Here is a 17,250-nt window from a genome sequence, read left to right as displayed (position 1 = left end):
ATCTCTAACGAGCGATATCATTTAGATATCGCTACTAGCACCCACGATGACGTTCAACTGATCAGTGTTGATTCGGAGCCGTTCTCTACTGAGGCACAGACGCTCGCAAAGCTTGTATTAAATACTCGTTCATGGCATGTTATCCAGATCCTGCAATTGGCAGAGAAGCCTCTCGGGGTGGAATCAATTGCAGGACGTATCGCCTCAATAGAAAATACGGACAGGCAGGATGTGTATATCGATTTAGTACATATGCACCTCCCAAAGCTGGCCGATGAGGGACTGCTTTACTATGACTCGGATGTAGAGATTGTTGAACTGAGCGACCGGATTGACGCTGTAGCGAACGCGACCGATGAAATCTCTGAGGCAAGCAGGCAACTCGAGGAGATCGAACAGTAATTACGCCGAGAACGGCCGTGCATCCGCGAGTTCGAACAGCGGCTGGACGTCTGTTTCGGCGTAATGTTTGAGCGCGGCATGCATCTCCTCGAATGGCTCAAGATCCGTTGCACCACGTTCGGCGAGGTTCAAGTAGCGTTCACCGATCACCGGAACGTCACAGCCCATCAGCACGGGCTTGCTTGGGCGATATGACGACCGCTCTGGAATCGGATCAACGGGAAGGTCGTAATCGTCGAGTCGTGTTTCGGGAGCGTCGACGCCAACTGCTTCGCACGCGTCCTCCATTGAGGTATACTCGTCGTTACAGAACTCGACAGCCTCGGGCCGGACATCGTCACTCTCGGTTGAATTGATGAACGACTCGACACGGTCGACAACGTCGAAGCGACCCTCGAGCGTTTCGGCGGCAATCTGCGCCCGCCCCTCGAGATGGATAAAGTCGAATCCGTCGCCGTTGAACGTGAGTACCGTCTCGTCTGGCTTGCACTCCATCCACTGGACGGCGGCTTCGAACACGTCCAGTTCAGCGTCGGGGCTGGTCCCTTCTCGAAAGATCACTTCGTGGTCGATTTCCGCACCTGGTTCTGGCCGGTGGGCAACACAAATACAGAACATCTCGAGGTGTTCTGGATTCTTAAAATCGAAGTCAACGCCGGCTGGTCGGTCGGCGTTGACGGTTTCGATATCAAATGCAACCTGTCCGGAATTTGTCGCAGCCATATACTGTCCGTCTCACTGGAACTACAAAAGTCTGCCACACTCCAAACCGGTATAAAACACCCTCAAGACGCCACCATTCCGCGGTATTACTGAAAAAGCTATCCGGGTAGAATCACTTGGGCCACCATAGCCTTTTTATGCTGTAGTGTCACCTACCAATAGCGACAGATCGCTATGAACGTCAGCACACACCCCTTGACAGCGGGTCGTACAGAGAGGCGGTCGGCATGAACGACGCAGTAAGTTCGGCCGACGATCGACTGCGACTGGTTCTTGCCTTGGTCGAGAACGACCTCGAGTCGGTAACGGCCACAGTCCACAATCGAAACGGCGACCCGTACCGCCTTCGAGCGCAGGTGCTCGAGGCCGAGACACACCCAGACGACCACGCCGATATCCACGTCGAAGAGTCCGCCGATCCGACCGGCGGAGGGTGGCTCGATATCGCCCGATACGACGGCGAGATGATCGACGACCTCGCGGTGATGCACCGCAAGCAGGTCCGCGAACTCCAAGTCCGGAAGAAACACCCACAGAGCAACCTGCTACGGCGACAGCACGGACGGGAGCGCCAAAAGGTCCGAAATCGCAAGCAGCTTCGCGAACAGTTCCGAGACGCCCGACTCACGTCATGGACTCGCAAGGAACAGGTGACCGTCAATGCGTGAGTACGACGCCGAACGGGACGCCGACCGCGTCTCCGAACGGACGGTTCACGACGACCTCGAGATTTCCGAGAATCACATGGTCTCGGGACGAAGCATCCACACGGAGTACGAGATCCACGTCGGGATGGCAGACGTCTATTACGTCCGACAGTCCGCGGTCGACGCTGTCGAAACCGAACTGGATCTGGATCTCGAGACGCTCGAGTACCGGAGTGGCGGCGAGATCGTCGCCGTCCCCGACGCGGAGGTCGATCGGTGATGTGTGGGAGCGGCTCTGAGCGATCGTTGAGCCCTGAGAAGAACCCGCTCGCATGTTCGACGTGTGGCGTCGCGCTCAGCGAGCACGACCGAATTATGCGGCACGATCACTGTCGAGACTGTCGGCACGGAGGCGATTCGTGATGCCCACAGACGATACCGATCGAATCGAGGCAGCGCTGTCGCATCTCGAGTCCTACGAGAAAGACGGGAACATGCTCACGAACTGGTCTAAGGTCGTCAAAGCCCGCGAGCTACTCCGGGAAGTAGACACGGAAACAGAACGGTCCGAGAACGGCAGGGAGGAAGATTCCCGATGACTAAACAAATCGACACCGAACTCGAGCACTCGACTGACGCGACCGACGACGGTGTACTGGCAGAGTTCACCGCCGACGAGACGTTCGACTTCCACGGTGAGGTCGTCGAACGCGAAACAACCGTGGCGGTGCTCGAGGACGGCGGTGTGCATATCTCGCAGGCGACCGATCAGGGAACGTTCGACTCACTCACGTTGTCGAAGCGCGTCGCTGACGAGTTGGTTCAGGAGCGTGATAGCAAATGAGTGGTGACGGCTCGAGTGGTACTGATCACTGTCCTAAGTGTGGGAAAGAGTGCGAACGGAGAACCGTCTTGACCTCGAACAGTCCTGAGAATAAGCGCGAAGACGGTAAGACCGTTGTCGCGTTTCACCACTCGGAACACGCGATGCACGCGATTCTTTTTGAGGAACTGGAGTGCACGCTCCGCACAGAGGCTGAACAGGAACCCGACTGGACGTGTGCCAATTGCGGATTCCGTCCGAGCGTCCAGTTCAAATCGAAACCGGGTAACTGTGGCAACTGTGGGTCTAACGACTGGGTTGACGTCCGTACACAGAGCACGGACACCGAGCGCGGCTTGCACGGAAAATTCGAGGTGTACAAGGACGGCGACCCGCAGGACGGCGTGTTCGTCCTGAAACCCGAATCTGATTCAGCGGCTCGAGTCGCGGTACGAGCATACGCGGACGCGACGGACAACGACGCGTTGGAATCGGATCTGTGCGAGTGGATGGGCGGTCTCGAGGAGTGTGATCAGGATGCCGAGTGACGATTTCGACTGTCTCGAGACGGACAACGCGCTCACCAAAGGCGAGCTGCAGCGAATCGTCTGCTTGCTGTTGGACCACCACGAACTCGAGGTTGGACACGCCGTCGACAAGACGAACATCGCGACGCTGAACAACGTTGGCCTTCGGGGAGCAATCGCCGAATGCTGTGGGTTCGACTACTACGATCACGAGCCGTGGGACCACTGGGCCGCTCGGACAAACACGAACCATCGAGAGGGCCAAGAAGCGTTCACGACCGACGAACTCGCCCACGTCCGCGACGAACTGCAGCGGTTAGTCGATCTCCAAGCGCAGACTGAGGAGGCCGATCACGGTGGAGAGTAACGGCAACGGTCCCGATCACGAAATCGTCGCTGGGGAAGTCGACTTCGAGAACGTCGTTGACGATGTTCGGATGCACCACGCCGCCTTCGAGATGTTCCTCGCAGGGTATCGTCAACGGATTCGGGACGAACAGGAACAGCCGAGTAGCCTTCGCGACGAACGCGACTTTCAGAGTCACGTCCGCAAGGGATTCGAACGCGAATGGAAGGCCGTTAAGCCGGGGGTGGACGATGCAGGAGAGTAACATCGCCTGGACCGACTCGACGTGGAATCCGACGCATGGCTGTTCGAAGGTGTCTGCGGGTTGTGACTCGTGTTACGCAGAACGAATTTCCCGACAGTACGGCCACACAGACGACGAGTGGATCCTCGAGAACGCCGACGCGAACGTGACGATGCACCCCGAAAAGCTCGAGGAGCCGTACGCTCTCGACGAGCCGAGTCGGATCTTCGTCAACTCGATGTCCGACCTCTTCCACTCGCAGATCACCGACGAGTTCATTCGAGACGTGTTCGCGGTCATGCGCAACTGCCCACACCACGTCTTCCAGATTCTCACGAAGCGACCGGGACGGGCGGCCCACATGACTCTCGAGTGGCCCGAAAACGTCTGGATGGGAACCTCAGTCGAAGACAAGCGCGTCGCGGAGCGGATCGACCTCCTCCGGGACTGCGACGCCCACACGCTCTTCTTGAGCTTCGAGCCGTTGATCGGTCCCGTCGGCGACGTTGATCTCTCCGGTTACGACTGGGCGATCATCGGTGGCGAGTCCGGACCTGACTACCGAGATATGGAACACGAGTGGGCGCGGAATCTCCTCGAGCAGTGTCGCGACCAGGACGTCCGCTATTACTTCAAGCAGTCCAGCGGATCACAACCTGAAACGGGGACCCGACTCACAGTGAAAAACGAGCGGTTCGGGGTGTTCGAACAGCGTAGAATTCGCGAACTGCCAGACCTGCCGGCCGTGACGAAACGGGCTCGAGCGGCGCTAGAGCAAGAAATTAAAGACGGGGCCGAGGCATGAACCTCTCTGCTGGCCGATCGATCACGGCCGTCACCTGCCCCGACTGTGGCGCACATCTCGAGGATACCTGGACTGGCGACGCGTGTGGACGGTGTGGCTTCCAGTACGTCCTCGAGCGGTCCGAGTACCGACAGTCGATCAACCCAGCCCCGTCACTCTCGACAGCCACAATTGCAGTCCTCCTCGCCTTTCTCGGCGGTGGAGGACTCGCAGACTCGGACGTAAACGTCGCCGACTACCACCTGTTCCAATTGGGCGACCTGCTGGCCGCAATCGCGTCATCGGGATCGGCGCTGTTCGCAATCGGATTCCTCGCACTGTCGGTGATCGTCCTCCTTGCGAGTTCGATCAATCGTAACCCTGCAGTCAGCGGGGGTGAACGCCGGTGACCCTCGCCTTCGAGGACGAACTCTACGATATGACCGAGACTGCCACGGAAACACTCCTCGACGACGATCTCCCCTACCGACTCGAGGCGGACGTTATCTTCGACGAGGTACCCTACGCCGGCTTTCGGACGGATCTCGTCACGGCCCGCTTCGATGCGTGGGAGTGTGCGCGTCGAAAGCGGACGCTCGGTCACCTCACACCGCTGCCGGACGAACGGAAATACCGTCGGTCCTATCGCCGACTCCAGACGCTCGAGCCGATCTCGAAATATCGCTGGGTCCACGACGACAATACCTACTCGAGCGAGCAAAGCAGCCGGGAGGTATGGAATTGGCTTGCCGACCACGACTACCTGGAACCGGTCACCGAGGCCGGACTCGGCCAGCAGACACAGCTCCCGATCGACACGCCTCGAGACGTTGATCTCACCGAAGCGAACCAGACTGCAGCGGTCACCGTCCGATATCCGGACGTACTCACGATTCACGCGTTCGAACTCAAGCAACGTGATTGGGAACAGGCGCTCCGACAAGCAATTCGATCGGACTGCTACGCTGATCTGCGCTGGGTCGTGATGGACGGTGGGGCGGTCGACGAAGCGATTCAGAATAAGAAGCTGTTCCACGATTCGGGCGTCGGACTCCTCTCGCTCGATCGGGACGACCTCGAGATCCACGTCTGGGCCGACAAGGTCTACCCAGCTAAGTCGACGACGCGGCAGTTGATCAACGAGCGGGCGCTCGCGAAATGTCCCGACAGTGTTCGCAACGAGATAGACGAGAAACACGCCGAACTGGAGGATAGCGGATGACTCGGAATCGCCAACGAAAGCTCAACAAGAAGATGGACGAACTGTTCCCACAGGAAAAGTCGGATCTCTGCCGAGTCTGTAACGAACCCGTCGTCGACGGTCGGTGGAACTACTGCTCCGAACGCTGCAGAGATATCGCCAACGGCGTCCAGCGGATGTTTCTGTGGGACGTGGTTCGTGATCAGATCCTCGAGCGCGACGACTACACCTGCCAGACCTGCGGCGTCACCGGAAATCCAGACCAGGAGCAATCGATGGAAGTCGATCACATCGAACGAATCGCCGACGGCGGACACCCACTCGAGGAGTCGAACCTCCAGACTCTCTGTGCGGACTGTCATAAAACGAAGACGGCCGATGAAAACAGCGGTCGGAATCCAGCACCGAACGTGACGCTTACCGACTATCTGAATCTCGAGTTGTAACGGGACCGACCAGACACATTCCGAAGTGGCGCTATTCTAGCAGATCAGGCTCGAAACCCCGGGTGTCGAATGAAAATTGCGATGATCGATCACCCCGGGTGTCGAATGAAATCACCAGATACCGTGGGGGAGAGACTCTACAAAACACCCTCACGAACATAGCACCCCAGGTGTCGAATGAAATTCGGATTCAACGAAATTGAGAGGAGGGCCCCAGGTGTCGAGTGATTTCCGTGCCCCACCCCGGGTGTCGAGTGTAATCACTTACTAAAATATCTCAACAGATATAGCGCCACCCCAGGTGTCGAGTGAATTGCTGCGTGTCAGTTCCTCTCAAGCTCTGAGAACCGAGTATCGTTGTGGATGACCGCTTGGACCACAGATGGATCTTCCAATAAGTAGTAATAGTTTGTCACGCCACTGCTGTACCCACGGCCGACACGTTCAGTCCGGCCAAGAATATCAAGAAACACCTGTTCATCGAGTTTATCGCTCATGCGGCGTTGAGAGAGCGTTTCAATACCTAAGGCGCTATCCGAAGTGATATTCTGGTACATCTCGTAAATCTCTCGAGTCGCAAACTCCTCTCGATCACTGTGCTGATCGGCAAGGACAGACAGTGCATACACAGACGCTTTGATCTGGGTTGGCTGTCCCTCGAGCAGTTGTGAAAAGCGGTCGATATTCGCCTTCTCGCGAGCATTACGCACGTGATCTTCGGTTACCATTTCGGCTCCATCATCCTTTGCGAGCTCACCTGCATTTCGAAGAATGTCTAATGCCTTGCGTGCATCGCCGTGTTCCTGAGCAGCGAACGCAGCACTCAACGGAATCACATCGTCCGAGAGAACGCCCTCTTTGAAAGCATCTTCTCGATTAAACATGATTTCACGGAGTTGGTTGGCATCATACGGCGGGAACACAAACTCACGGTCCTGTAGACTACTCAAAATCCGCTCATCAAGTGACTCCTTGAACGAGATTTTGTTACTGATAGCGATGATTCCCACCTTACACGAGTCTAGCTTGCCCGCTTCACCGGCCCGAGAGAGTTGCATGAGAATATCGTTGTTCTGCAGTTTGTCGATCTCGTCGAGAATGATAATCGCAACATCATAGAGCTGGTCGAGAATCGACCAAAACCGTTCATAATAGACGTCCGTCGAGAGTCCGGTCACTGGAATACTAATGCCTGTTTCCTCCGGTTCATTCAACGCTCGAGCTAAATTGATCACAACACGGGTTTCTGTTTTCGTCTGCGTACAGTCGATATAGGCCCGTCCCATCTCTGTCCCATTATCAATCGAATACACCTGTGCACTCTGAGTGACGTGCTTCGCGACGAGCGATTTCCCAGTTCCAGTCTTCCCATAAATGAGAGTGTTTCGAGGCGATTGCCCTTTTACAGCAGGATGAATACTCGAGGCGACATTCTCGATCTCACCATCCCGACCAATAATACGATCCTCAGTTGGAACGAGATCGATATCAAGAAGCTCCTTTCGGTCAAACACAGGATCTTCTGATCCCCAGAAATCGTTCAGAGACCCGCTTTCACGATCAGAGTCGTTTCCCATAGACATCATGAGCGGAGGTGTTCACATAAAGATTAGTGGTCAGTAGCCACCAGCCGTCGTGTGTAGACGCCAAGAATAGGTAACTCTGAACTCTCTATTGGGAAAATCCGTAGGAAATACGACCCCAAGCGTCGAATGAAATTGGAACGATCAGTCTTGATAGAACGAACACAGTGACCCCAGGTGTCGAGTGAAATCCCGTCAAAGAGAATAGCAGCGAAAGAACAGTGACCCACACCCCGACTGTCGAGTGTAGATTCCCGAAAAGATGTAGGACAATCCCTCTAACTCGTGTTTAGAAACGCCGATGCAAAACAAGTAGTTGTTTTAGCGGAAACAAGAGAGGATAATATCCTCTCTCTCTTCTCAGGTATCGACCCACTGCGGATATGGTTTCGGGGCACCGTAAATAAATCTTTCCTCGATAAGTGCTATTCTTACTCTCTTTGCAATCACTCGAAACCACTGTCTGTCTGAGATCGGCCCACATTTGAACTCTCTCCGTCCTTTTTAGCCATCTACACTCGACACCTGGGGTGTGGGCGTCCCAGTGGAATCAGTCAACGAAAGGGCTTGAACGTGGATTACGGTGTACTGGGGTTTTGGTGCCTCTTGCCTAGTCCCGATCTTCCGAAACCTTCCGATAATAGCCGTCTCTATGATGTTTGGCGTCCCGTATCTTTATAGTCAAATCCTGTGACTATCGTGATAGACGGTCACAATCCGTCGCTCGCACGATGCGAAACAGCACACACCCCTTTGACAGCGGCGTAGCGACTACTGACTACCACTCCTATCCGGCGGCACCTCTCGAGGTGATCGTCCGATGACGACCATCGACGCGATCACGCTGATCGACCGTGACGACGGCACCCGATCGATGAAACTCGGTCGTCACGACGGCGATACCTATCTCGAGGACCAAGCGATCAAAACCGAATCAGCCGAGATCGTCGAACTCGAGGACCCAGTCTCGAAAGCAACCATCCTCGCGAACTGGGCTACATCGGACTTTCCCGAACGCGTTCGCGAGTTCTTTGGCGTTGACGAGACCGGAAGCGACGACCAGAACCAGCAGATGGAGGCGGTCCAGAATGTCTGAAGCCAACTCCAAGCAGGGCGCGCTCCCTGGACTCGAGCCCGGCGAACCCGAGCAGTGGATCATCACGGCCATCGACGCCGGACTCGAGTACCACATTCTCGTCGAAGCGATGTCGCGAACGGAGGCTCGCGAGACGTTCGAATCCGAGTTCGAAATGTACGAACTGGGCGTTGAGGACGACGAGTTCGACTGGGATCACGAAACGGTCTTCGCTCGGTCACAGGACAACGCGGAGGCAATCGTCCTCGAGCGCGACCGCGATTACATGCGCGTCTACGACTGGTCGTGTCTCGGTAACACCGCCGATATCGAGTCAGTCGATCGGGCCGACGACGTCGACGGCTGGAAGAAACGCCGAGCTACGAGCGACGCAGAGGTGGTTGACCGATGAGCGATTCCGATTCGGAACGCAAACTCGGGACGCCCGGACTCGGCACGCCGGATACGATCAACGCGGTCGTCATCGTCGACCGCGAGTCCGGACAGGCATTCGAGTACCGTGGGCCGTATTCGTTCCGACAGGACGGCGGCGATTGGGAGACGGATATCCCGATCGGCCTGTACGAACGCGGTGGCATCGACAACGCGACTGCAAATCGTCTCGCTGACCGAACCGGGGATCTCGCACTCGCGTACGCTGACTCGAGTGTCCTCTCGTCGGGCGTTATCGAAGCGGCCGACGTGATCGAAGGAAAACTCACGATTCGCGTCGACGATCCGGCTCACCTATCGGACGACGATGTGGACATGGATCTCTCTGAGGTGGACCGATGAGCACCGACCAGGAACAGACCACTACGAGTCTGACCTTCCCGAGTGACGCTATCGAGACAACACTCGACGAGCTGCCGCCGGGGACGATCACCGACGCGGCTGAATCGTACGCTCGAGAGTGCGGAACGATTCTCGATGGACACCACTACGGCTCCGGTCGCTCCCCATCGGGACTTGCAGCGGCGACGATCTACCTGGCGTCGCTGGTTGCGAACCAACCGAGGTACCGCGGGTCGTCACGGAAACTCTCTCAAGAAGAGGCCGCCGACTACTGCGGCGTCTCACCCGTCACGGTACGGCAACACTATCGGAAGATCCTGGATCTCCACAAGGAATCGCCCGATGTCGATCTCCACGGAGACGCGCCCGATACTGAAACGCCTCCGAACGCAGCCCCAACGAACGGTGATCTCTCGTGAGCACCCACTCGTCACGTGCGCACCCGCATACCCGATCGGAGACGATGCCAGCCCACGCGCCGGTCTATGCGACACTCCGAAGCCGACTCGAGAGCAACGGCGTCCCGATCGACGTACTCGATGAGGTCGCGGCCGATCCCTACGTCCGAATCGAGGCAGGCGATACAGCGGCATCGCGGGGCGTTTCGATACTGACCGCAGCGATCGTCCTGCGGGCGTTCCCCGAACTTCTCACGGACACGGGCCAAATACAACTCGTCGACGACGGCACTCGCGTCGGGTACGCGTACGTCTCGCTGGACTGGATTCGCGCCCATCGCGACGGTGAGATCACGAACGAGGAGTACGCGAAACGCGTCCTCGAGACGTGGCAGTCCTTCGAGAGCACGATTCAGGGAGGTGACCCGCAGTGCTCGAGGTAGTCGCTTCGACCGCAGACGCGGGCGCGGTCGCAGACTACGCACTCCTCACTGTCGTCGGCGTATCTCTTCTTGCAGCGGTGCTCGACCAACTCGCAAACCAACGTCGCGATCACGACCACGACCAGGAGCGAGGGCCGTCCGATGGGTGAGGACAGCCGCGACGACCCGTTCCGAAATCCTGCCCACGGACCAGCACGACCGCCGGGCGTACTCGAGGCCGAACGCGTCGACTTCCGCGTCACGTACGAAGAGCAGTGTGCTCAAAACCGGTCGCACTACCACTTCAAAACCCGCGCTCGGAATACGCCGCTCGAGGAGCTGATCACCAGCCAGCCGATCGAGGATAGCTGCCCGCGGTGTGGTGGGGCGGTAATCGGTCTCCCAAACCGGACGGTGATCGAGTGATGTCCGGTGACACTTCCTCTGGCGAGATTGCTGTAGGTCCGAGTCGCCCGCTCCCGAACATCGAGATTCGACGGCCGACTGCCAATCGTGGTGCCGACGACGTTCGCGAGCACCTGGACGGCAAGCGGTGTATCTTTTGTAAGGTGCCGGTCGTCGACGACGAGGAGTTCGTCCAGACGGACAAGTTCGGAACGCTGGTCACGAGACCGATCTGTAAGGGCCACTCGGAGCATCCCGAAAGCTGGCTTCGAGCCCGACTGGAAAACCAAGAGGAGATGGGCTACTGTCCGTCCTGTGGCGACGTGACGCGACAGAACGCATTCGGAAATGAGTGTTCAACGTGTGATCCGGTCGAACTCGAGACGCGGAACGATCGGCGGCTGTAAGTTAGCACTATGTGCTAACGAACGCCCACCCACTCCTTACTGCGGATCCGTGTCGCCACATTTGGGGCAGTACTCAACCCACATTTCCGGACCGTGACTTCGATGCTTGCATCTTTCAGGATTCTTCTCGATCGCACCCAGATTCACATCCGGATCAGGTGGGCCGCCAAAGAAGATATACATTCGATCATGGCGATGTCTTTCAGAGTCCGTCAAGAGGTGAACTGGACAGTACCGGCACTCTCGGAGTTGCCTTCTCGAACTCCCGAATGAATTCGATACCACTGTTTCTGGAGATTTCCACTCGTGGAACCCTTTTGGACCACGACAGTATTCGACCTCTGGGTGGGCGGCCATCGCCTTCTCTGTCGCGGAAATGTGGTAGGTTTGCGTAAGCCAGCTATCGAAGTCTTCGAACGTACTCTCTCTGATAATCGCTTTCCGGAGTAGTTTTGGCCGGAAATAGGACGGCAGGCCAGAGCTAATACCGTACTCATAGCTGTCTGTCTCCTCGTCATATCGCCGTCGGAGGTCACACCCCCGACCGATGCACAGTTCGTACCCGTCGGTGCCGTCCAAGACAGATGACGGAACCTCCCTCCAACTATGCTTACCCCCATACCGGTATTCCTCACACCTTACCAGATATAGTGGGTTTTTCTCACGCGGACTATAGCTGCCCCCACCATTGGATTGGAACGCTTCTTCGACAATATCGTAATCTAAGGAGTCCGTCCCAAAGTCACTCGTCGATAGCCATGCGATTGAGTAGCCTGCTTTGAGATAGTCGTACGTTGCTGCTTCGATGTTTTTCTCGTGATTCTTGTGCTGAACCTCGATCACGATCCCGTGTCCAAAATAGGGATTTTTAGATTCGAACTCGAGGCAGACGTCCGCGCGTCGATAGTCGTGGTTGAGATAGCTGTCCTCGAGTTCAATTCGCTTTTCAATCCCGCACTGGGTGGGCTGTGAGTCGAACCGATCGCCGAGCGCTTCGGCGGCGAGTGCGACACACCGAGCGTGAATATCTGACTCGCCAGTTCCAGCGGCCGGACAGTGCCCTCCTGCAGCAGAATTTGGGTGATAGAAGTGGCGGGCTTCGCCGTCCCGTTTCCGTGTATACATCGTCTCGCCACAATCGGGACAGGTCACGGGCTGTTGATCCGGGACAGACGCCGGCGGGACGATATCATTGTCGAGAACCGCTCGAAAGGGCATTTTTAGTCGGAAACAAGCAGTCCATTTCGAATATAGAACGACACCTCTCCCGTGCTGAGATTGGGTGCGTCTATAAGTCTTCCATGGCGAACCTCTCCAGAAGTTTTCTTGAACTGAATACGGAAAGTCGATTTGTGACCTAAGATATTTCCACCGTATGCGTCTCCGCTACTACCAGTCGAGTTTGTAATGAGTATAGCTGCGTTCTGTAGATTGGCGACTTTATCTAGATCGTGCAAATGCTTGTTGAGTTTTTGCTGCCGTTCTGCAAGTTCCCCACGACCTTGATACTCTGCCCGGAAATGGATTGTCAGCGAGTCAAGAACGACTATTCTGAGGGGCCTACCCTGTTCTGCTAGTGACTCACCTAGCTCTTGTACCTGTTCCGCAGCTAGCATCTGAGAGTTTGAATCGGTTGGAGACTGAACATGGATATGGTCAAGTACGGATTCGGCAATGCTGTCGAGATCGTTTGCAGAGCAATCGTATTGTTCGGCGAGTGCTGTTCTCTTATCAGGCGAAAATGAATTCACGATCTCGATGACTCGTTCCGGGTCAAATAATCTACGAGTATCGATATAGGCGGCCTGTCCTCCGAGACCGCCGTATTCTTCTGGAAGTTGCGCTCTAACCGCAAGTAGGTGAGCGAACGCAGTACGTCCTGATCCTTCATTGCCGTATACTTCTGTAACTGACTGGGTCTCTACTCCTCCGCCGAGGAGATCGTCAAAACCGTCGTGTCCCGTTGAAAGCTTCTTAATTCTATTTTGCCGTTCGAGAACACCCTCCCCAATTTGAAACCCACCAACATCGGCGGCATCTCGAGCACCTCGGATAATCTCTCCTGCAGTGTTCTTGTCAATGTCTGTCACTTTCGCTAGCTCTGGAGGAGCTGAGACAGCAAGACTTTGGAGAGAGTCATATCCTGCCTCAGTAAGTTTTTCTGCAGTTGCTGGACCAACTCCCGGAAGATTCTCGAGTTTCTCGGTCATACAATGACTTCTAGAAAGAGATATAATAAAAACATGTCCTCTAAACGAATCAGCGGTAGTCCGACTCGTTGTGTGGACTTCTGTAGCGGTACCGAGACTGAATCCCGGGGGAAAGCAGTATAAGTGAGTTGATTCCCTAACAGACCACTTCGCTCCAGTTAATATCGTACTCCTCACGAACAGCATCTTTCAGCACAGCGAGCCGATCAAGCCACTCCTTGTCTTCGCCATCGGGCGTCGTCGGCAGCGTGTAGACGGACAGTGGAACGCCCATCTCCTCGAGCAATTGCTCAAAATCGGTCTCACCGTCACTCTCGACCACAACGTCCGGCAGCCAGTCGGGGGCCACGTTCGAGACGATCTCCTCGATCTGCCGAGGATGATGGACGTTTTCGGGCCAATTGTTCTCGTCGTTACACCAGGACATTCCTTCGCCGACGCCACCAACGTCGTCGCAGGTCTGCCACGGCGTCAGGATATCGGCATCGATCGATTCGAAGTGCGCCTCGAGCGGATCGACGTAGTCTTCGCCTGCGATAATCACCACGGCGTCGTAGCCGTCGCGATCGACGATCCGCTGCAGATCACCAGCCACGTCGTCGGCCCACTCCCAAACCTTGTCGTCACTCATCTTCGAGAGCGTCTGGTCGTAGTACGGCAGTTCTTCGTCGTGGTGAACGAGCCCGAACTTCGCCGACGCAATATAGTAGCCATGCGAGTGGCGACCGAACCGATCCTTGCACGTGTGGACACTCGAGTTGTACAGCTCCCGCGCCGGGACGGTTTCGCCGTCCTCGAGCGCCTGCTTACTTGAGCCACAGGAGACGACTGAGAGTACCTTCGGGTCCGGTTCCTCGAGCGTCTCGCCCTCGAGTGCCGTCTGTTCAGTTGCCATCCTCAGTCCTCGCTATTATCCTGCTCGATGACAAACCCAATCAGGTCACCGTCTCGGACGACCCAGCGCATCGGGACTGACTCGCCACGCTCGAGGGCGGCGTCCCCACCGAGCCCGGCGGCGATCTCGCCGGCTGCGATCCGGGGCTGGCTGTTCGACGGGCCGGCGAAGACGACCGACCGGCCGATCTTGTCCTCCTCACGTGTCGCGTCCGTGGGCGAAAGGACAAGCACGACCCGTCCCTCGAGACAGTGAAACGACGGGTCGACGCGTGTCTTCCCGCCGCGCTCGATACCGATCTCGCGAACGGCCGGCATCGGGAGCATAGCAATCGTGTTTTCGACATCCTCGCCGACCCGCTGGATCGTCGATCGGTGGGTCTCGCTCGCGGCCAGCTCCCACATATCCATCTCGAGATCCGAATCCCAACCGTCGATCGGCGCGGTAACGGTCACCGTTCCTTCGTCATCGGTCGTGATCGATCCATCTCCCCATGCGGCGTGACAGTCGACAATCCCCCATGCGTGGGCCAGAAAGATCGGGAACTCGATAAGCACCTGCCCGGTCGAACTGGACACGTTCGGCTTCGTGGTCGCCGGGCCGTCTGGAACACCAGGCCCAAAGCGAACCGTCAACAGTGGTCTTTCATCAACCCCACCACAGCCGATTCGGACTTCGGTTTTCTGGTGATCGGACTCGAGATCGTGGAAGCCCGTCTCTTCGACGGTCGCCTTCGGTAGTGTCGTTCGAATCCGACCGTTCGTCTGTTCTGAAATCTTCGTACTCATCTCTTGTTTGAGTGCTATTGACATCGTTCGTGGTCACCTGGCGCTTTCGCGAGTGGTGCTTCTCCCCCTGCTCTGAAAAGTATTACTATCACCAACGCATTTTTCAGAATTACACGGGCGTCGGCTCTGTACTTGAGTCGATCAGAACCGTCGAAAAGCGGCGATGAGTGGTGGATGAGTCAGCGAACTGCGACCGAGGTGTGTCCGCCGATCGTCTGGTGGGTGCGAACCGATCGGCGGTGTCAGTTGGTGACCGTGATTGCGGACACGTCACCCCCCTAGGGTGTTGTGCTGTGGTTGCCCACATCCAGTTGGCCCCCGGTACCGCCGTGGGCCACCTAACACAAGCCACGCACTGATAAAGAACCTATCGCCCTCCAACTGTTTCGACTGTTAGTTCTTTGATTGTGAGCCGTAAATTGCTCAGCTTGGTCATTGAGTACGTAGATGACAACCTCGTGTTTCCACCGGAACACTGAGCGGCGACCCTCAGATCGCACGCTCAACTAGTTCTCTACCGGTTGAGTAGCGAACTCGGGTATTCTCCACCACCACTGTTTGATTGCCTGATCGCTGACGCGCAGAAGATCCACAAACAACGGCCGATTCTTTAAGAACAACTCGCTATCTCCATCAAACCAACTATAGGACCTAACTAAAGACCAATTTCCAATGTCTATTGGGATTATCTTATAGTATCGGATAGTAATTATGTTCGGGAATAGATAAATACCTAGATTTATTATAATACGAATATAAAATACAATCGGAATGTCAAAGAATTCCAAACATAGCCGGCGTAAAATCTTGAGAACATCTGCAGCGATTAGCGCTACTTCGATCGGTATGACTGGCGCTGTTTCGGCAAACAATGACCGCAGGATTGATGATTATAATAGGCCCGCAAAAGAGATAGAACCAGAAAATCTACTGAAAATCGTCGACGGAGAAGTTCAGGCAAAGGCGGAACATTCTGGATCTCTTGATCGAACTGTAGAAGGTCTCAATAATCTCATTTCAGAAGGGGTTATAGAAATAGACTCACCTAACACTGGTATAGATACGTACACCTCCGAATCATTTGAAATAACTGATTTCAATGGTATTAAGGATATTTCTGAGAGTGACGTTAGTCAAGGTGACGTGGGGCTGATGTCCGCGGGTGAAAACAGTTTCTCTGGGGATAGAAGTACATGGGGGACCCCATATCAGACCCATCGAGTTAAACTCGATGATGAGGTCAGCCAAGAGTTTGAATATGCTCTCTCACAAGCAGCCTCGTATTCGACTCTTCTACCTATCCTTATTGTTGCGGCAGGGTTTGCTTATGCTACAAAAGTTGCTGTACTTGCCACGGCTGGAGTGGTCTATCTGCACACTCGTGCAAACCGATTTGATTATTACAATGATGGGCAGGGTGTCGAATTCACATTCCGCTGGGCAGAGGTTCCCACATTTGGTACATGTGGGTTGATTATTCCTGGTGGTACTTGTGACGATATTAGTTTTGGTCCACTAGAGGGAGATCTTTATGTCTTCTATGACACAGACTGGGATTCTCAGTAGACTGGTCGGTCTCTCGTGAATCACCAGACCGCATCATATTGAACCATCACAACCGATCTACAATCGGAAAGCGGTCGAAATCTGAATCTTATCATGCTTGATAAGATGGTTATTCGGATCAACGGCCAGCTGTTTTAGCTGTACGCTGTTGCTGCTCCCGAGACTAACGGCTTCTGCCCCTAGAGCTGTTTTCGGGTATAGCGTCATCAAACCAGGTGCTAAGCTCTCTCTGAAAATCAAAGTCAAATCAATATAATGCAAACAATCGCGCCTAAAATAACCACTATCCGAATTACACCTGCTAATTTTTGTTTATCTTCTGGAAGAGATTCAGAGAGTGCAAAGATTGCAAAGGCAATCCCAATAATGAGAGCTGGTTGGATATAGAAAGAATGTACTCTTACCTGGTATATATAGTACCCAATCAATACAACTGCTAATGAAAGTAAAGCTAATCCTCGTTCTCTTCCATCAGGCTTTCGGAAAAGGACTTTTTTGATTGTGTTGAGCACTAATTACTCAGTACCAGAAGGAGCTAAAAAGTTTGTGGGTTTTGAGTCTAC

General features: G+C 55.3%; 28 protein-coding genes and 1 pseudogene. 22 read left to right on the top strand and 7 right to left on the bottom strand.

The features are described from left to right. Positions 1-402, top strand: a 402-nt coding sequence (locus ACSFC5_RS23300; RefSeq protein ID WP_440767605.1) for a DUF7344 domain-containing protein, incomplete at its 5' end; no start/stop codon positions are given. Here ACSFC5_RS23300 and ACSFC5_RS23295 read toward each other — a convergent pair. Continuing rightward, positions 403-1,125, bottom strand: coding sequence for a hypothetical protein (locus ACSFC5_RS23295; RefSeq protein WP_440767604.1), 723 nt, complete (start codon positions 1,123-1,125; stop codon positions 403-405). Positions 1,126-1,352: 227 nt separating this feature from the next. On the opposite strand from ACSFC5_RS23295, the gene ACSFC5_RS23290 reads away from it, so the two are divergent. The 11 genes from ACSFC5_RS23290 (at position 1,353) to ACSFC5_RS23240 (ending at position 6,143) form a co-directional block, all read left to right on the top strand. Then, positions 1,353-1,793 carry a hypothetical protein gene (locus ACSFC5_RS23290; RefSeq protein WP_440767603.1) on the top strand — a complete coding sequence of 147 codons (441 nt, stop codon included), beginning with the start codon at positions 1,353-1,355 and terminating at the stop codon, positions 1,791-1,793. Beyond that, on the top strand, positions 1,786-2,052 hold the full coding sequence (locus ACSFC5_RS23285; RefSeq protein ID WP_440767602.1) for a hypothetical protein: 267 nt from the start codon (positions 1,786-1,788) through the stop codon (positions 2,050-2,052). The genes ACSFC5_RS23290 and ACSFC5_RS23285 overlap by 8 nt, the downstream gene beginning before the upstream one ends. A gap of 142 nt (positions 2,053-2,194) precedes the next feature. Further along, entirely contained in the window at positions 2,195-2,371 is a 177-nt protein-coding gene (locus ACSFC5_RS23280) for a hypothetical protein (RefSeq protein ID WP_440767601.1), read from the top strand. Then, positions 2,368-2,616: a hypothetical protein gene (locus ACSFC5_RS23275; protein ID WP_440767600.1), complete on the top strand. Its 249-nt coding sequence runs from the start codon at positions 2,368-2,370 to the stop codon at positions 2,614-2,616. Before ACSFC5_RS23280 ends, ACSFC5_RS23275 begins: the two co-directional genes overlap by 4 nt. A gap of 143 nt (positions 2,617-2,759) precedes the next feature. After that, the gene (locus ACSFC5_RS23270; protein WP_440767599.1) at positions 2,760-3,143 is read left to right on the top strand and encodes a hypothetical protein; all 384 of its coding nucleotides are present in this window, start codon (positions 2,760-2,762) and stop codon (positions 3,141-3,143) included. Further along, complete coding sequence (locus tag ACSFC5_RS23265) at positions 3,133-3,489, top strand: hypothetical protein (RefSeq protein WP_440767598.1); 357 nt, start codon at positions 3,133-3,135, stop codon at positions 3,487-3,489. The genes ACSFC5_RS23270 and ACSFC5_RS23265 overlap by 11 nt, the downstream gene beginning before the upstream one ends. Then, the gene (locus tag ACSFC5_RS23260) at positions 3,479-3,733 is read left to right on the top strand and encodes a hypothetical protein (protein ID WP_440767597.1); all 255 of its coding nucleotides are present in this window, start codon (positions 3,479-3,481) and stop codon (positions 3,731-3,733) included. The genes ACSFC5_RS23265 and ACSFC5_RS23260 overlap by 11 nt, the downstream gene beginning before the upstream one ends. Next, the gene (locus ACSFC5_RS23255; RefSeq protein WP_440767596.1) at positions 3,720-4,517 is read left to right on the top strand and encodes a DUF5131 family protein; all 798 of its coding nucleotides are present in this window, start codon (positions 3,720-3,722) and stop codon (positions 4,515-4,517) included. The genes ACSFC5_RS23260 and ACSFC5_RS23255 overlap by 14 nt, the downstream gene beginning before the upstream one ends. Further along, positions 4,514-4,906: a hypothetical protein gene (locus ACSFC5_RS23250; RefSeq protein WP_440767595.1), complete on the top strand. Its 393-nt coding sequence runs from the start codon at positions 4,514-4,516 to the stop codon at positions 4,904-4,906. Before ACSFC5_RS23255 ends, ACSFC5_RS23250 begins: the two co-directional genes overlap by 4 nt. After that, the gene (locus tag ACSFC5_RS23245) at positions 4,903-5,718 is read left to right on the top strand and encodes a hypothetical protein (RefSeq protein ID WP_440767594.1); all 816 of its coding nucleotides are present in this window, start codon (positions 4,903-4,905) and stop codon (positions 5,716-5,718) included. Before ACSFC5_RS23250 ends, ACSFC5_RS23245 begins: the two co-directional genes overlap by 4 nt. After that, complete coding sequence (locus ACSFC5_RS23240) at positions 5,715-6,143, top strand: HNH endonuclease (protein WP_440767593.1); 429 nt, start codon at positions 5,715-5,717, stop codon at positions 6,141-6,143. The genes ACSFC5_RS23245 and ACSFC5_RS23240 overlap by 4 nt, the downstream gene beginning before the upstream one ends. Before the next feature lie 323 nt (positions 6,144-6,466). Here ACSFC5_RS23240 and ACSFC5_RS23235 read toward each other — a convergent pair whose 3' ends face one another. Then, entirely contained in the window at positions 6,467-7,720 is a 1,254-nt protein-coding gene (locus tag ACSFC5_RS23235) for a Cdc6/Cdc18 family protein (RefSeq protein WP_440767592.1), read from the bottom strand. 826 nt (positions 7,721-8,546) lie between these two features. Between ACSFC5_RS23235 and ACSFC5_RS23230 the strand changes: the two genes are divergently transcribed. Genes ACSFC5_RS23230 through ACSFC5_RS23195 form a run of 8 tightly spaced genes read left to right on the top strand, consistent with a single transcriptional unit; the run spans position 8,547 to position 11,228 of the window. Next, positions 8,547-8,822 carry a hypothetical protein gene (locus ACSFC5_RS23230; protein WP_440767591.1) on the top strand — a complete coding sequence of 92 codons (276 nt, stop codon included), beginning with the start codon at positions 8,547-8,549 and terminating at the stop codon, positions 8,820-8,822. Further along, on the top strand, positions 8,815-9,213 hold the full coding sequence (locus ACSFC5_RS23225; RefSeq protein WP_440767590.1) for a hypothetical protein: 399 nt from the start codon (positions 8,815-8,817) through the stop codon (positions 9,211-9,213). Before ACSFC5_RS23230 ends, ACSFC5_RS23225 begins: the two co-directional genes overlap by 8 nt. Then, the gene (locus ACSFC5_RS23220) at positions 9,210-9,596 is read left to right on the top strand and encodes a hypothetical protein (protein WP_440767589.1); all 387 of its coding nucleotides are present in this window, start codon (positions 9,210-9,212) and stop codon (positions 9,594-9,596) included. The genes ACSFC5_RS23225 and ACSFC5_RS23220 overlap by 4 nt, the downstream gene beginning before the upstream one ends. Then, complete coding sequence (locus ACSFC5_RS23215; protein ID WP_440767588.1) at positions 9,593-10,015, top strand: transcription initiation factor IIB family protein; 423 nt, start codon at positions 9,593-9,595, stop codon at positions 10,013-10,015. Before ACSFC5_RS23220 ends, ACSFC5_RS23215 begins: the two co-directional genes overlap by 4 nt. Positions 10,016-10,059: 44 nt before the next feature. After that, positions 10,060-10,437 (top strand): DUF8159 domain-containing protein, encoded by a 378-nt coding sequence (locus tag ACSFC5_RS23210; RefSeq protein ID WP_440767587.1) that lies wholly within the window; start codon positions 10,060-10,062, stop codon positions 10,435-10,437. Beyond that, positions 10,425-10,586, top strand: coding sequence for a hypothetical protein (locus ACSFC5_RS23205; protein WP_440767586.1), 162 nt, complete (start codon positions 10,425-10,427; stop codon positions 10,584-10,586). The genes ACSFC5_RS23210 and ACSFC5_RS23205 overlap by 13 nt, the downstream gene beginning before the upstream one ends. Beyond that, positions 10,579-10,842 (top strand): hypothetical protein, encoded by a 264-nt coding sequence (locus tag ACSFC5_RS23200; protein WP_440767585.1) that lies wholly within the window; start codon positions 10,579-10,581, stop codon positions 10,840-10,842. The genes ACSFC5_RS23205 and ACSFC5_RS23200 overlap by 8 nt, the downstream gene beginning before the upstream one ends. Then, entirely contained in the window at positions 10,842-11,228 is a 387-nt protein-coding gene (locus ACSFC5_RS23195) for a hypothetical protein (protein ID WP_440767584.1), read from the top strand. The genes ACSFC5_RS23200 and ACSFC5_RS23195 overlap by 1 nt, the downstream gene beginning before the upstream one ends. 36 nt (positions 11,229-11,264) lie before the next feature. Here ACSFC5_RS23195 and ACSFC5_RS23190 read toward each other — a convergent pair whose 3' ends face one another. The 4 genes from ACSFC5_RS23190 to ACSFC5_RS23175 all read right to left on the bottom strand — a co-directional run bounded on the left by ACSFC5_RS23190 (position 11,265) and on the right by ACSFC5_RS23175 (position 15,145). Further along, the gene (locus tag ACSFC5_RS23190) at positions 11,265-12,353 is read right to left on the bottom strand and encodes a competence protein CoiA family protein (RefSeq protein ID WP_440767583.1); all 1,089 of its coding nucleotides are present in this window, start codon (positions 12,351-12,353) and stop codon (positions 11,265-11,267) included. A 95-nt stretch (positions 12,354-12,448) separates the two neighbouring features. Then, on the bottom strand, positions 12,449-13,438 hold the full coding sequence (gene radA / locus ACSFC5_RS23185) for a DNA repair and recombination protein RadA (protein WP_440767582.1): 990 nt from the start codon (positions 13,436-13,438) through the stop codon (positions 12,449-12,451). 136 nt (positions 13,439-13,574) lie between these two features. Beyond that, a complete protein-coding gene (locus ACSFC5_RS23180; protein ID WP_440767581.1) occupies positions 13,575-14,333 on the bottom strand; it encodes a DUF6884 domain-containing protein in 759 nt (252 codons plus the stop codon). Positions 14,334-14,335: 2 nt separating this feature from the next. After that, positions 14,336-15,145, bottom strand: coding sequence for a hypothetical protein (locus ACSFC5_RS23175; RefSeq protein WP_440767580.1), 810 nt, complete (start codon positions 15,143-15,145; stop codon positions 14,336-14,338). A gap of 374 nt (positions 15,146-15,519) precedes the next feature. Here ACSFC5_RS23175 and ACSFC5_RS23170 point away from each other — a divergent pair. Further along, a pseudogene (locus tag ACSFC5_RS23170) lies at positions 15,520-15,735 on the top strand (IS4 family transposase); the annotation flags it as partial. A gap of 232 nt (positions 15,736-15,967) precedes the next feature. Further along, positions 15,968-16,687 carry a hypothetical protein gene (locus tag ACSFC5_RS23165; protein ID WP_440767579.1) on the top strand — a complete coding sequence of 240 codons (720 nt, stop codon included), beginning with the start codon at positions 15,968-15,970 and terminating at the stop codon, positions 16,685-16,687. Between the two features lie 242 nt (positions 16,688-16,929). Here the strand turns inward: ACSFC5_RS23165 and ACSFC5_RS23160 are convergent, their stop codons facing one another. Beyond that, positions 16,930-17,199, bottom strand: a complete 270-nt coding sequence (locus tag ACSFC5_RS23160) for a DUF8011 family protein (protein ID WP_440767578.1) — start codon at positions 17,197-17,199, stop codon at positions 16,930-16,932. Positions 17,200-17,250: the final 51 nt, after the last annotated feature.

Source organism: Natronorubrum marinum (genome assembly GCF_052040125.1).
In the GTDB taxonomy this organism is placed as follows: Archaea; Halobacteriota; Halobacteria; order Halobacteriales; family Natrialbaceae; genus Natronorubrum.
This window is presented reverse-complemented; position numbering and strand designations above follow the sequence as displayed.

Bases quoted from the DNA above. Each gene is read 5' to 3' on its own strand.
- ACSFC5_RS23255 (WP_440767596.1), top strand. From the start codon at position 3,720: ATGCAGGAGAGTAACATCGCCTGGACCGACTCGACGTGGAATCCGACG.
- ACSFC5_RS23290 (WP_440767603.1), top strand. From the start codon at position 1,353: ATGAACGACGCAGTAAGTTCGGCCGACGATCGACTGCGACTGGTTCTT.
- ACSFC5_RS23275 (WP_440767600.1), top strand. From the start codon at position 2,368: ATGACTAAACAAATCGACACCGAACTCGAGCACTCGACTGACGCGACC.
- ACSFC5_RS23285 (WP_440767602.1), top strand. From the start codon at position 1,786: ATGCGTGAGTACGACGCCGAACGGGACGCCGACCGCGTCTCCGAACGG.
- ACSFC5_RS23265 (WP_440767598.1), top strand. From the start codon at position 3,133: ATGCCGAGTGACGATTTCGACTGTCTCGAGACGGACAACGCGCTCACC.
- ACSFC5_RS23240 (WP_440767593.1), top strand. From the start codon at position 5,715: ATGACTCGGAATCGCCAACGAAAGCTCAACAAGAAGATGGACGAACTG.
- ACSFC5_RS23235 (WP_440767592.1), bottom strand. From the start codon at position 7,720: ATGGGAAACGACTCTGATCGTGAAAGCGGGTCTCTGAACGATTTCTGG.
- ACSFC5_RS23295 (WP_440767604.1), bottom strand. From the start codon at position 1,125: ATGGCTGCGACAAATTCCGGACAGGTTGCATTTGATATCGAAACCGTC.
- ACSFC5_RS23270 (WP_440767599.1), top strand. From the start codon at position 2,760: ATGCACGCGATTCTTTTTGAGGAACTGGAGTGCACGCTCCGCACAGAG.
- ACSFC5_RS23215 (WP_440767588.1), top strand. From the start codon at position 9,593: ATGAGCACCGACCAGGAACAGACCACTACGAGTCTGACCTTCCCGAGT.
- ACSFC5_RS23210 (WP_440767587.1), top strand. From the start codon at position 10,060: ATGCCAGCCCACGCGCCGGTCTATGCGACACTCCGAAGCCGACTCGAG.
- ACSFC5_RS23225 (WP_440767590.1), top strand. From the start codon at position 8,815: ATGTCTGAAGCCAACTCCAAGCAGGGCGCGCTCCCTGGACTCGAGCCC.
- ACSFC5_RS23250 (WP_440767595.1), top strand. From the start codon at position 4,514: ATGAACCTCTCTGCTGGCCGATCGATCACGGCCGTCACCTGCCCCGAC.
- ACSFC5_RS23195 (WP_440767584.1), top strand. From the start codon at position 10,842: ATGTCCGGTGACACTTCCTCTGGCGAGATTGCTGTAGGTCCGAGTCGC.
- radA (WP_440767582.1), bottom strand. From the start codon at position 13,438: ATGACCGAGAAACTCGAGAATCTTCCGGGAGTTGGTCCAGCAACTGCA.
- ACSFC5_RS23220 (WP_440767589.1), top strand. From the start codon at position 9,210: ATGAGCGATTCCGATTCGGAACGCAAACTCGGGACGCCCGGACTCGGC.
- ACSFC5_RS23190 (WP_440767583.1), bottom strand. From the start codon at position 12,353: ATGTATACACGGAAACGGGACGGCGAAGCCCGCCACTTCTATCACCCA.
- ACSFC5_RS23180 (WP_440767581.1), bottom strand. From the start codon at position 14,333: ATGGCAACTGAACAGACGGCACTCGAGGGCGAGACGCTCGAGGAACCG.
- ACSFC5_RS23230 (WP_440767591.1), top strand. From the start codon at position 8,547: ATGACGACCATCGACGCGATCACGCTGATCGACCGTGACGACGGCACC.
- ACSFC5_RS23165 (WP_440767579.1), top strand. From the start codon at position 15,968: ATGACTGGCGCTGTTTCGGCAAACAATGACCGCAGGATTGATGATTAT.
- ACSFC5_RS23200 (WP_440767585.1), top strand. From the start codon at position 10,579: ATGGGTGAGGACAGCCGCGACGACCCGTTCCGAAATCCTGCCCACGGA.
- ACSFC5_RS23280 (WP_440767601.1), top strand. From the start codon at position 2,195: ATGCCCACAGACGATACCGATCGAATCGAGGCAGCGCTGTCGCATCTC.
- ACSFC5_RS23175 (WP_440767580.1), bottom strand. From the start codon at position 15,145: ATGTCAATAGCACTCAAACAAGAGATGAGTACGAAGATTTCAGAACAG.